This is a genomic window from Caloramator proteoclasticus DSM 10124 (assembly GCF_900129265.1).
Lineage (GTDB): Bacteria > Bacillota > Clostridia > Clostridiales > Caloramatoraceae > Thermobrachium > Thermobrachium proteoclasticum.
Genome location: NZ_FQVG01000065.1, coordinates 1 through 12,590 on the forward strand (window position 1 = coordinate 1; position 12,590 = coordinate 12,590).

Sequence of the window (12,590 nt, forward strand, 5' to 3'; positions counted from 1 at the left end):
ATAAATGTGAACAGAACTATAAATGAAATAGTTGAAGTTTCAATTTGAGGATTTATTCTTCCATCTTTTAACCCCTTGATTTTTTCTCCAAGATGGTATACCTTAGAGAAGTAGGTGAGCATTTGTTTTAAATAACGCTTGTTCATCTCAAAACATCCTTTCTATTGGGTTTGTAGCAAAATTCATTATAGAAAGGATGTTTTCATTTTTAAACCCTAAATTTTTTCCAGTAAAAATCGGAATTTACATATTTCAATTATTATTCATCTAAACCATTACATATCAAGGGGCTACGCCCTATTTATTTTTTAATCTGCGAAACTTCTGTAGAGGTGAAATGTGAAATTGCCATTAAATGATAATTTCACATTTCACTTGGGTGGCACTTTTGAAAAATGGGGGTGTAAATTGTTGGGTTCATTCTACATATCTTTCTACGATTCACCAATAGGGCTTATTAAGATTGTTGCAAATGAAGAGGCAATAGTCGCCCTTGATTTTGTATATAAAAGGTCAAAGGAAAGTGAGAATGATGTGATTAGACAATGTAAAATTCAGCTTGATGAGTATTTTAAGGGAATAAGAAAAGAGTTTGACGTTAATATTGAGATAAATGGAACAGATTTTCAGAAGAAGGTTTGGCAAGAATTAAAAAGGATACCCTATGGACAGGTTAGAAGCTATAAGGATATTGCGGTTGCTATTGGAAATGAAAAGGCTGTTAGGGCAGTTGGTGGTGCAAACAATAAAAATAAAATTGCAATAATAATACCCTGCCATAGGGTGGTTGGCAAGGATGGCTCTTTAACAGGATATGCTGGAGGTCTTTGGAGGAAAAAGTGGCTACTTGAGCACGAAGAAAGAAACAGCAAGTGAAGGCTTATTCACTTGCTGTTTCTCCTTTAGGCTCTATTTTTAACCCAAATTTTGTTTCAACAGCTAATATGGATATAAAAATAAGCATACAGCCAATAAACATATTAAGGGTAAATTTATCGTGTAGTAGTATAACTGAAAATATAGTTCCAAATACAGATTCTGTGCTTAATATGATAGCAGTTTTGGTGGAGGATGTATATTTCTGCCCTATTGTTTGAAACAAAAATGCAATGCAGGAGCTAAACACTCCAAGGTATAAAACAGAGAATACGGTGATTTTGTTATATACTGTAGGTACTGGTTCAAAAATTAGAGCAAATATCAATGAAAGTACAGCTGTTAATCCAAATTGAATTATAGATAATATAACTGGATCGATATTTTTAGCAAAGTGGCCAGTTGCAACTATATGGGCAGCATATAAGAGAGCACACAACAGGGTTAACATATCTCCTAAATTTAAGTTTATACCTACTCCACCTTCGTAGGTAAGCACTGATATTCCTATAAAACTTAAAAAAACACCTATATATGAAAATATATCAGGTTTCTTCTTAAACACAAACCAATATAAAAAAGGTACCATAACTACATTTGTTCCAGTTAAGAAGGCTTGCTTGGATGGGGTTGTATACTGAAGCCCTATTGTTTGGCTTGAGAAGGCAGTAAAAAGAAAAATGCCTACAATAAGACCTCCCTTTAAATCTTCTTTTGTTATATTTTTTAACTTCTTAAAAAATATAGATGATAGTAGAAGAAAGGCTATTGAAAACCTTAAAAACTGTAAATAAAATGGTTTTATATGGTCAAGTCCATTTCTGGTTGCAACAAATCCACCACCCCATATAACTGAGGTTATAAGTAATATTGACATTGCAAATAAATCCTGTTTCTTTTCTTTGTCCATTATCAATCCCCCCTTATAGTGCTATTTTAACAGAGTTAGCTTTTAAAGGTAAAGTGTTAAATAAAAAATAGTATAATAATATAAATGTATGCTAAAATAGATATAGTATAACAAAATTGGGGGGATAGTATGAAAAGTTTTGCCAGCGATAATACATCAAGAGTACATCCTAAAATAATGGAGAGTATCGTTAATGCAAATCTTGATAACGCAAAGTCCTATGGATATGATGAATACACATTGAGGGCTGAAAATAAATTTAAAGAGCTATTTGGTGAAGATATTGATGTATATTTTGTATATAACGGTACTGCAGCAAATGTATTAGGACTTTCATCGATGATAAATACATATAATGCAATAATATGCTCAGAATGGGCACATATAAATACAGATGAATGTGGAGCACCAGAAAAAAACATTGGTTGTAAAATAATTTCAATTCCAAGTAGTGATGGAAAAATAAAGACTGAAGATATAAGTAAATACCTATTTGCGATAGGTATAGAGCACCATTCACAGCCCAAGGTTATATCAATTACCCAATCAACAGAGTTAGGAACTGTTTATACAAAGGAAGAAATAAAGGATATTGCAGATTTTGCCCATAAGAACAATATGTATTTGCATATGGATGGTGCAAGAATTGCAAATGCAGCCTGCTGTTTAAATTTAGATGTAAAAGAGTTTACAAAGGATGCAGGTGTAGATGTTTTATCCTTTGGAGGAACTAAAAATGGGATGATGTTTGGAGAGGCGGTATTATTTTTTAATAAAAAATTATCTGAGGGATTTAAATATAGAAGAAAGCAGTATATGCAGCTCCATTCAAAAATGAGATATATATCAGTACAGTTTGAGACTCTTTTAAGTGATGAGTTGTATATAAAAAATGCAAAGAATGCAAATGAAATGGCAAAATATCTTGAAGTTAGATTAAGGGAAATACCAAATATAGCAATTACACAGAGGGTTGAGGCAAATGCTATTTTTGCTTCCCTACCAAGAGAGGTAATAGATAAGCTTTTAGAAAAATACTACTTCTATATATGGAATGAAGATAAAAATGAGGTTAGATGGATGACATCCTTTGATACAACAAAGGAAGAGATAGATGAGTTTGTAGAGGATATTAAAAAAATTATTAAATAAAAGGGGCGGCATTTTGCCGCCCCTTCATATTGATGAATACTTTTTAACTATCTCCTCAAGTGCAAACTTTAGTCTATCTATTTCCTCAAAGGTGTTGTAGAGTGCAAAGCTTAATCTCACAAGCCCAGGTCTTTTAGTTATATCACTATCTCTAATTATATTTTTAATATCGCTTCTATTTAAATTTAAAAGCTTATGAACATACGGCTGTGCACAGAAGCACCCATTTCTAACGCCTATTCCGTATTCCTCAGAAAGTATTCTTGCGACATCGTTGTGATTTACTCCCTCAATATTAAAAGGAATAATGGCAACTTTATCTTCTATTCCATCACAGTAGAACCTTATATCTTTTACATCCTTTAAAGCTTCAGAAGCATATTTTAAAAGTCTTTTTTCATATTCCTCTACTTTATCAAGTCCAATATAATTTAGAGTATTAATAGCGGAAATTAATGCAGCAACACCCATAACATTAGGAGTACCCCCCTCCTCTTTGTGGGGCAGGTCATCCCAAACAACAAAATCGTCGGTTACAACCTTTACAGTTCCTCCTCCCTTTATATCTGGGATTCCTGAACTTAAACTGTTTTTATCCCCAACTAAAACGCCAATACCAAAGGGAGCATACATTTTATGGGCAGAGAAGGCAATAAAGTCTAAATTCTTACGTTCATCCTCATTTTTCATAGATATTTTCTTATGGGCTATAATCTGTGCACAGTCTACAAATATTTTAGCACCATATTTATGACATAGTGCAGCAATTTCGTGGACAGGATTAATGTAGCCAGTTACATTAGAAGCATAGGTTATTGCAACAAGCTTAACCATACCATAATAACTTTTTAATTTTTTTTCAAGGTTTTCAAGGTCAATTCTTCCACAAGAATCTGTCCTTACAGTATCAATATGGAACCTAAACCTCCAGGGGAGTAAATTAGAGTGGTGTTCCATTTCAGTTGTTAAAACAACACAATTTGGATATTGGCTACATATCTTAAAGGAGAGTTTGTTTATTGCTTCGGTGGTGTTTTTTACAAAGATAACAGTATCCTCTTTACTACCACCAATAAAGTTTATAATATCTTCTCTTGCTGATTCATATATTTCCGTTGATACTCTTGATTTGTAACCTTCACCTCGATGAATAGAAGAGTAGTATTCTGAAAAGTAATTTATGAACCACATTACATTTTTAAAGGGAGGTGTTGTTGCTGCATTATCAAAATTTATATATTTAATAAAACTGCCATCCTTTAATGGAACAAAACTCTCAACCCCAACAACAAGATCTCTAAAGGAATCCATAAAAATCACCCCTTTGTTTTCTATACTATATTATTCAAGGAGTGCCACCCATGTGAAATGTGAAATTACCATTTTGTGGGTAGAAATCAATTATATAATTTACTTATTGAGAATATCAAGTGAAGTGTAAAGTTTCCCAAATTTCATACGATATAATAATTAGACTATTCAGTTTAAGAAAGGGGAAAGGTAGATGGGTATTATCGAAAGAGAAATTAAAATGATTAACAAAAGAGTTTTATAAATCCACGTATTAATTTTTGTTATCTTTGCATTGGGCTTTACTGGAGAGTATATTAAGGGAAACAGGACTCTTCCGTTTATAGCTGCGATTTTATCAATTACTTTTATTGGACTTGTAGCCTCATATGTTTTATATTTTAAGAAAAAGGATTCTACAAAAATCAAATGGATTTTAATGATAAGCTATGGTATTGCATATGTTGTAACACTATTAACTGCAGATAAGGCAATGACTTTTATATTCTTTTTCCCATATGCTGTTACATATACACTTTATGCAGATTGGGTGCTAACAACGATTCAAAACACGGTTGCCTTTATTACAATTGGATTATTTATATTTTTAAGAATTAATGCAGGTGCAACAACAAGCCTTGATACTTCAAACTATACACTTATGGCAGGAACTGTATTTATGTATATTCCAGCAACATTTACTATAGTTAGAGTAACAAGAAACCTAAGAAAGCAAACTATGAATAATTTAATTGAACTTGAAAATAAAGAAAAAGATGCAAGAAGAGCGATGGAAAATTTAATTGAAATCGCAAATTTAGTAAAGAGCAATTCAAATGAATTAAATAGCATAATTGATGAAATAGCATCTTCCACTATGGCCTTTTCAAATGCAGTAGAGGAAATAGCCCACGGTGCATCAAATACTGCAGAGGAAATACAAGATTCAAATAATGCAATAGAATCTATAAGAGAAGAAGTAGAAAAAACATCAAGGGCTTCAGCAGAGATAAAGGAGGCAACGGAGGCAACAACTAAAATAGTACAAAATGGACAAGCTATTATTAATGATCTATCAAATATGGCAGAGGAAGTTAAAGATAAAAATGATAGTGTAAGCCATACAATGGATTCTCTTAAGACAAAGTCCGATGATATTGTAAATATAACAGGTGTTATTGCACAGATAGCAGAGCAGACAAATCTTCTTGCATTAAATGCAGCAATAGAGGCGGCAAGAGTTGGAGAAGCAGGACGTGGATTTGCAGTAGTTGCAGATGAAATTAAAAAGCTTGCACTTGAGAGCAAGAATAATTCAGATAATATAGCAAACATAATAAGTGAACTACAAAATGAGACAATAACATCAGTAAAGGCAGTTGCAGAGCTTATAAGAATAAATGAAAAGCAACAAAAGCTTGTTGAAGAAGTAAGCAGTATGTTTGGAAGGATTAATCTAAATGTAGCTGACATTAAAGAAAAGACAGATATGCTAAATAGGATGATGGAAAATGTAATAGCAGGAATGAATAGAATAGCAAATGCAGGAGAGAACATAGCAGCAGTTTCACAGGAGACTATGGCAAATTCTGAAGAGGCGGCTGCAATGTCAAGAGAACATATAAACCAAGCAGAAAATGCAAAGAGACTTTCAAATGAGCTTTTAGAAATGGCAAATAGACTTGTGTAAAAAAATCGTTTTGGCGTATTGCCAAAACGATTTTTTTCTATTGAATTTTTAAATAGGCTTTGTTAAAATATAATTAGATATTTAGATAAATGTCTAATTACAAAAATTTCAAAGAGGTGTTGATATGATTACAATTCAAAATGTATCTAAAACCTATGGAAAAAACAAAGTTAAGGCACTTGATAATATTAACCTTGAGGTCAGGGATGGAGAAATATTTGGATTTTTAGGTCCAAATGGAGCAGGAAAAACTACAACTATAAAACTTATTACAGGAATACTTAATATGGATGAAGGCAGTATATTGGTAAACGGAATAGATGTAAATAAGAATCCTATTGAGGCAAAAAAGCAAATAGGCTACGTTCCAGACAATCCAGAAATATTTAATAGGCTAACAGGATTGGAGTATTTAAATTTTATTGGGGATGTTTTTGAGATGGATAGCAAAGAGAGAGCAGAAAAAATAATGGAGCTTGCTGAAGAATTTGAAATAAAATCTGCACTTAAAGAGAGTATAAGCAGTTATTCCCACGGTATGAAGCAAAAATTAGTTTTAATAGGGGCCCTAATGCACAATCCACCAGTTTGGATACTTGATGAACCTATGGTAGGGCTTGACCCAAAATCCGCCTTTACCCTAAAAAAGATGATGAGGCAACACGCAGACAGTGGTAAAACAGTATTCTTTTCAACCCACGTTATGGAGGTTGCAGAAAAGGTATGTGATAGAATAGGGATTATAAAGGGCGGACGAATAATATTTGTAGGAACAGTTGAAGAATTAAAGGAAAGAAAGAATGATGAGTCTTTAGAAAATATATTTTTGGAGTTGATTGAAAATGAGTAATGGATTAAATTTAGCGAAAATATATATAAATTCTTCATATGGTTTAAGTAAATTCATAAGGGACTTAAAATACAATAAAAAGAATGCTGCAAAGACAATAGGTCTTATATTATTAATTCTTTTTTCCTTAAGTGGTATGTTTGGAATGTATCTATATTTTAACATTAAGATGTATGATCTATTAAAAACCATTAATCAACAAGGAGCAGTAATAACTTTAGCTGTAGTATCCGCCTCAATATTAACACTTATGTTTGGTATTTTAACGGTTATAGCAAATTATTTTTATAATCAAGAGGGAGATATTATATTAGCACTTCCAATAAAGAAGATGGATTTACTATTTGCTAAATTTATAAATGCATATATTATAGAGTTAATTGTAACACTCGTATTTATGGGAGTTGGAGTTGGTGTTTATGGAATTAAATCAGGTGAAGGGATTTTGTTTTATATAGTATCTATAATTGCAACAATATTTATTCCGTTAATTCCACTTTCAATTTGCTACTTTTTAATAATACCTTTAATGAGATATGGGAACCTAACAAAGAAAAAGGACCTCTTTATGATTTTAGGTGGTCTTTTAGGAGTTTTAATAGCTGTGGTATATCAGTTATTAGTAAATAAGTTTGCCAACACTAATGCAGGACCTGAGGAGTTAATAAAAAGCTTGATGCGAGAAAATGGATTGATTGATATAGTTGGAAGAATTTATTACCCATCAATATGGATAAGCAATGGAATACTAAAATACAAAAGTTTATCAGGTAATTTGTATTTACTTGCATTTGTTTTATTATCTATTTTAGTTGTATATTTACTTCTACTTTCTACTTCAAATTTATACTATTCAAGTGTTATTGGAAGTAGTGAGATTACAAAGAAAAATAGAGAGATTAAAACTGAAGAATTAGATAGAGTTTTCAAGAAAAGAAGACCATTAAGTTCCTTATTCTCAAGGGAAATGAAACTTATGAATAGAGAGCCTGTATATTTTTTAAATGGCCCCTTTGTAGTTTTATTACTTCCACTTATACTTGTAATTATGTTTACAGTAAATAAGCAAAGTTTTGGTCAAATAGACAGCCTAATAAATGGATCTAAAAATATAAAATATATGTTGCTTATTTCAACAGGTTTAATGATGTTTGTTGGTTCGACAACTTCGATAACATCAACTTGTATATCAAGGGAAGGCAGTGGTATATATGTCTTAAAATCACTTCCAATTAGGCCTGTTGATCTTATAAAGGCAAAATTTATTCACGGTGCCTTCTTTGGATTTGTTGCATCAATAATTGTAGGTGTACTACTTTTATATTTAAATGTTCCATTTTATATAATCTTTCTTTCGTTTGTGATAGGAAACCTATATCTTTTTGTTATATACCTTGTGGGAATAATACTTGAGCTTAATTGGCCAAAGTTAGTATGGGATAATCCACAAAAACCAATGAAGCAGAACGTTAATGCTGTTTTTATAATATTTATTAATTTTGCTTTAATAGGGATTAACTATTTAATAACGAAGAACATTTCTCAAACTATTTTAATATTGGCATTTTTCATTATACCAATTATATTGCTTTTATGTGCATATATCTATTTAAATAAAAATATAGAGAGGCTTTATAATAGATTGTAGTATAGATTAAATTTTAATACTCAGCATTATAAAAAGGTTTCAGTTTGGTTAAGATTAGCCAAATTGAAACCTATTATTTTTTAGGGGGTTAAATTTAAAGTTATTATGGAACAAATTGGATAATGTCACATTTCACCTGGGTGGCACTTTTGTTTACACTTTGTTAATAAAATTTGCATTGTAGTGTCACGATGTTACAATAGAATTAACTCATAAGGAGGTGTGAACAATTAAAGGTATATATGCTTTAGGCAGTGATATCTATGTTAATGTGCAAAATTTTAGTGGTAGGATAGCATCAGAATTTATTTTTAGAAGAGTTTTAAGTATAGACAAAAGAATGTCAGCCTTTAGAGACGATAGTGAAGTAGGCTTAATTAATAAAAATGCAGGTATTAAAGAGGTTTTAGTAAGTAAAGATACTAAATTTGTAATAAATAGAGCTCTTGAGTTTAATAAAATATCCAATAAATTTGATATAACAATAGGGCCTTTAAGCTTATTTTGGAAAAAAAAGCTAAAAAATAATGAAGTTCCAACTAAAGAAGAAATAGAAAATGTAAAATCTTTAGTAGATTCAAGGGACGTTGTAATAAAAGAGGATTTTGTATTTTTAAAAAGAGAAGATATGATGATGGATTTAGGTGCAATAGCAAAGGGATATGCAACGGATATATCGAAGGATATTTTAAAGGCCTTTTCAGTTAAAAATGCCCTTCTTGATTTTGGAGGGAATATATATACAATTGGTAAAAACAAAGGAAAGCATTGGAGGATAGGAATACAAAATCCATTTTCAGATAGGGGAGAGATATTAGGGATAGTAAGTTCTACAGATGAGAGCATTGTAACATAGGGAATTAATGAAAGGTATACTAAAATTGGTGATAAAATATATCACCATATAATAGATAAACACACAGGTTATCCTGTTGAAAATGAAGTTTCAAGTGCTACGATTGTTTCAAAATCATCAATCGATGCAGATGCCTTTGCTACAATTGTTTTGCTTGAGGGATTGAAGGAAGGAGTTAAGTTGATTCGTCACTTTAATTTAGAAGGAATAATAGTGACAAAGGAAAAGGATATATTTATATCAAAATCTTTATATGATAGATTTAATTGTATTTGTGATTATAAAATATTTGTAATATGAGGAGGTTTTTATGTTAAGTACAAAAAAATCAACTAAATACTTAAGGCTTGCTATACAACTTCTGTTTTTAATTTTAATGCCAGGATTATTTACGATGATTTTCGGACAGATGAGGCAAATTTATACTTCCATAATTTCAGGTAAAATAAATTTTAATATTTTAGTTAATACAACATTGCCATTACTTATTTTAGTTTTTTTAACAATAATATTTGGTAGATTCTTTTGTGGCTATATGTGTGCCTTTGGAACAATAAATGATCTACTTTATAAACTCTCATCAAGGGTTTTTAAAATAAAGTTTAAAGTAAATAGATCAGTAGATAGTTTTTTAAAATTAATAAAATACGCTGTTTTACTATTTATTATAGTTGGAGTTTGGACCTTTGAAATAAGTGGTTTAAACAGTATAAATCCTTGGGAGGCTTTTGCACAGCTCATTCAGTTTCCACCACAGCTTGCAAGCGTAACAGCATTAATTGTTCTAATGCTTATATTTGTAGGTGCATTATTTATAGAGAGATTTTTCTGTAGATATCTTTGCCCTCTTGGTGCATTTTTATCAATCCTACAGGTATTTAGAATAGTAAAGATAAGAAAGGATAAAACAGGATGTATTAATGGTTGCAATGCTTGTACAAGAAGTTGTCCAATGGGAATTAATTTGGATAAAGTAAACAGAGTTGATAGTTTAGAATGCATTGAGTGTATGAATTGTGTAGGGATTTGTCCTAAAGGAAACGCTAAATTAACTATATTTGGTAGGGTAATTAATCAAATAATTATAATAGTTGTATTTGTTTTAGCATTTTTAGGACTTAAAGGCCTTGCAGAAAAAGTTATAGATTTTAAAATGATGATGGAAGATAAGGATAGAGGTATTAATTTAGGTGAACATATGCCAAAACCAGATGGAAAGAGAAGACACAGACGCGATGGAGAAGAACAGCAGAGAGTACAGAATGTTGAGGTTACACAGGGAAAGTACAAGGATGGAAAGTATATAGGTTCAGCGATAGGTTTTAAACCAGGTCTTACTGTTGAGGTTACAATAAGTGGAGGAAAAATATCTAAAATTGAGATTGTAGACCATAATGAAACGCCAAGCTATGCAGAAATACCATTTAAAATTGTTCCAGATGAAATAATTAAAAAACAATCAACAAATGTAGATGCAGTATCTGGTGCAACAAGAACAAGTGTGGGTATAATGAATGCAGTAGCAGAGGCACTAAAGCAGGCAGAGCAAAAATAGAATTAAATTAAAATATAAAAGCCCCATAAATGAGACTAATTAGTCCTTTTAGGGGCTTTTTTAAAAAATTACAACCAGAAGTGGCTTTAATTATACTATTAATTGAGGAAATACTTTTCTAAACATCTACGAGATTATTTGTAAGGAATAAATTGGATAATGTCACAATTCACTTGGGTGGCACTTTCTAATATGTATATTGTATTTCTTGCCTCCTCTGCTGTAACAGGCACTCTTTTGCCTTCTACAATTGCACTATATAACTCTCTATAATACTCCCTATAATCACCACATTCACTTTGTATAGTTGTCCTTATATCAATCCCATTTAGATTTATATTTAAGATTCCATTTGCAGTTTCAGGCTCCTTCCCCCAAGGAGAGTATGTATTTGGTGTAAGTCCCCTTCTTAAATGTTCCTCTTGCACATCCATTCCATACTTCACAAAGTTTCCATTTTCTCCTGTTACTATGTATTTAGGTAGAGGTTCTTTTACAAGCATTGAAGCTTTAAGTGTAACCTTTAAATTGTCGTAGAATAAAATGAGTTCAAAGTTATCATCTGCCTTTGCAAAGCTTCTCTGTTTTCTTATATCGGCAAAAAACTTATTGGGTGTTCCAAAAAGATATAAGGCTTGGTCAACAAGGTGTGAACCTAAATCATATAGTATTCCAGAGCCAGGAATATTCTCTTCTCTCCAATAATTTTTGGGATAATTTCTAAATCTATCAAAATGTGCTTCAAATTCAACAATCTTTCCTAAAACACCACTTTCAATAATTTTCTTTACTGTTTTAAAGTCACTGTCGTATCGTCTATTTTGGTAAACTGATAAAACCTTAGATTGTTCCTTTGAAATTTTAATCAAATCTTCAGCCTGTTTTGTTGTGACAGTAAAGGGTTTTTCAACTACAACGTGCTTTCCCTTTAAAAGAGCCCTCTTTGCATATTCATAATGGCTTTCATTTGGAGTTGCAACCACAACAAGATCTATGTCCTCACTATTTAAGATATCATCAACATTACTACAAACCTCTGCAGAGTATTTTTCCTGTGCAATTTCGATATTCTTTTCATTAGTTGTATAAATCTTTTTTAATACATATCCTTCTGTGCAGTCTATAATGGGTGCGTGAAACACTTGCCCAGATAGGCCAAATCCAATAAGTCCAACATTTATATTTTTCATTTTATCACCTCTAAATAATTTATATATTTAAGCAAATAAAGGATAAGTTTATTTAGATGAGGTTAGAGAAAAATTATTTACTATAATTTGTAATAAATCTCTTATATTAAACATTTAACCAACTAATTTGTTAAAATTATTTTATATTATTTTAAAGTCAATAACAATAAAAAAATGCAGTGCAAAAATTAAACCTGAATTATTCACCAACCAAAAATTAAACTGAAAAATATTTATAAGAAATCTTAGCCTGAATTATTCACCAACCAAAAATTAAACTGAAAAATATTTATAAGAAATCTTAGTATAATTGTTATATGAATAAAATTTTCATAAATTACAGATATTTACATTAAAGAAGAATAGATTTCACCTATAGTATAAAATTTTACTTTTTGAACTTATCAAAGAACAATAATAAAAGAATTTCATTCTAACTTGTGAATATTTGCTACAATCTCATAAAAATCATTTTTATATGCGTAGCTACTGCAAAGCTTAAATATTATGTAGCGACTACTTCTTACTATTCTTGAGGCTATTTTCATTAGTTTAAGCCTTATTGTATCTATT

Annotated in this window: 10 protein-coding genes and 1 pseudogene; 7 read left to right on the forward strand and 4 right to left on the reverse strand. The window is 30.9% G+C overall.

From position 1 onward, the window contains the following. Positions 1 to 411: 411 nt before the first annotated feature. Positions 412 to 876, forward strand: a complete 465-nt coding sequence (locus BUB63_RS11670) for a methylated-DNA--[protein]-cysteine S-methyltransferase (protein WP_027308494.1) — start codon at positions 412 to 414, stop codon at positions 874 to 876. Positions 877 to 880: 4 nt separating this feature from the next. Here BUB63_RS11670 and BUB63_RS11675 read toward each other — a convergent pair whose 3' ends face one another. Beyond that, positions 881 to 1,786 carry a DMT family transporter gene (locus BUB63_RS11675; protein ID WP_073249948.1) on the reverse strand — a complete coding sequence of 302 codons (906 nt, stop codon included), beginning with the start codon at positions 1,784 to 1,786 and terminating at the stop codon, positions 881 to 883. A gap of 129 nt (positions 1,787 to 1,915) precedes the next feature. Here BUB63_RS11675 and BUB63_RS11680 point away from each other — a divergent pair, with 129 nt between their 5' ends. Then, positions 1,916 to 2,938, forward strand: a complete 1,023-nt coding sequence (locus BUB63_RS11680) for a threonine aldolase family protein (protein ID WP_073249950.1) — start codon at positions 1,916 to 1,918, stop codon at positions 2,936 to 2,938. Positions 2,939 to 2,962: 24 nt separating this feature from the next. On the opposite strand, the gene BUB63_RS11685 is transcribed toward BUB63_RS11680, so the two are convergent. Next, on the reverse strand, positions 2,963 to 4,249 hold the full coding sequence (locus BUB63_RS11685; protein ID WP_073249952.1) for an aminotransferase class V-fold PLP-dependent enzyme: 1,287 nt from the start codon (positions 4,247 to 4,249) through the stop codon (positions 2,963 to 2,965). A 418-nt stretch (positions 4,250 to 4,667) separates the two neighbouring features. Here BUB63_RS11685 and BUB63_RS11690 point away from each other — a divergent pair, with 418 nt between their 5' ends. The 5 genes and pseudogenes from BUB63_RS11690 (at position 4,668) to BUB63_RS11715 (ending at position 10,827) form a co-directional block, all read left to right on the forward strand. Then, entirely contained in the window at positions 4,668 to 5,918 is a 1,251-nt protein-coding gene (locus tag BUB63_RS11690; RefSeq protein WP_073249954.1) for a methyl-accepting chemotaxis protein, read from the forward strand. Positions 5,919 to 6,042: 124 nt separating this feature from the next. Then, positions 6,043 to 6,768 carry an ABC transporter ATP-binding protein gene (locus BUB63_RS11695; protein WP_073249956.1) on the forward strand — a complete coding sequence of 242 codons (726 nt, stop codon included), beginning with the start codon at positions 6,043 to 6,045 and terminating at the stop codon, positions 6,766 to 6,768. After that, positions 6,761 to 8,416 (forward strand): putative ABC transporter permease subunit, encoded by a 1,656-nt coding sequence (locus tag BUB63_RS11700; RefSeq protein WP_073249958.1) that lies wholly within the window; start codon positions 6,761 to 6,763, stop codon positions 8,414 to 8,416. The genes BUB63_RS11695 and BUB63_RS11700 overlap by 8 nt, the downstream gene beginning before the upstream one ends. Positions 8,417 to 8,687: 271 nt before the next feature. Further along, positions 8,688 to 9,572: pseudogene (locus tag BUB63_RS11705) on the forward strand (FAD:protein FMN transferase). Positions 9,573 to 9,582: 10 nt separating this feature from the next. After that, positions 9,583 to 10,827, forward strand: a complete 1,245-nt coding sequence (locus tag BUB63_RS11715; protein ID WP_073249962.1) for an FMN-binding protein — start codon at positions 9,583 to 9,585, stop codon at positions 10,825 to 10,827. A 134-nt stretch (positions 10,828 to 10,961) separates the two neighbouring features. On the opposite strand, the gene BUB63_RS11720 is transcribed toward BUB63_RS11715, so the two are convergent. Next, the gene (locus BUB63_RS11720) at positions 10,962 to 12,017 is read right to left on the reverse strand and encodes a Gfo/Idh/MocA family oxidoreductase (RefSeq protein ID WP_073249964.1); all 1,056 of its coding nucleotides are present in this window, start codon (positions 12,015 to 12,017) and stop codon (positions 10,962 to 10,964) included. Between the two features lie 428 nt (positions 12,018 to 12,445). Next, on the reverse strand, positions 12,446 to 12,590 hold a 145-nt coding region (locus BUB63_RS11725; RefSeq protein ID WP_200790257.1), incomplete at its 5' end, for a transposase.

What these genes read in the sequence shown, in the direction of transcription:
- BUB63_RS11695 (WP_073249956.1), top strand. Translation starts at nt 6,043, where the DNA reads ATGATTACAATTCAAAATGTATCTAAAACCTATGGAAAAAACAAAGTT.
- BUB63_RS11690 (WP_073249954.1), top strand. Translation starts at nt 4,668, where the DNA reads ATGATAAGCTATGGTATTGCATATGTTGTAACACTATTAACTGCAGAT.
- BUB63_RS11715 (WP_073249962.1), top strand. Translation starts at nt 9,583, where the DNA reads ATGTTAAGTACAAAAAAATCAACTAAATACTTAAGGCTTGCTATACAA.
- BUB63_RS11720 (WP_073249964.1), bottom strand. Translation starts at nt 12,017, where the DNA reads ATGAAAAATATAAATGTTGGACTTATTGGATTTGGCCTATCTGGGCAA.
- BUB63_RS11700 (WP_073249958.1), top strand. Translation starts at nt 6,761, where the DNA reads ATGAGTAATGGATTAAATTTAGCGAAAATATATATAAATTCTTCATAT.
- BUB63_RS11685 (WP_073249952.1), bottom strand. Translation starts at nt 4,249, where the DNA reads ATGGATTCCTTTAGAGATCTTGTTGTTGGGGTTGAGAGTTTTGTTCCA.
- BUB63_RS11680 (WP_073249950.1), top strand. Translation starts at nt 1,916, where the DNA reads ATGAAAAGTTTTGCCAGCGATAATACATCAAGAGTACATCCTAAAATA.
- BUB63_RS11675 (WP_073249948.1), bottom strand. Translation starts at nt 1,786, where the DNA reads ATGGACAAAGAAAAGAAACAGGATTTATTTGCAATGTCAATATTACTT.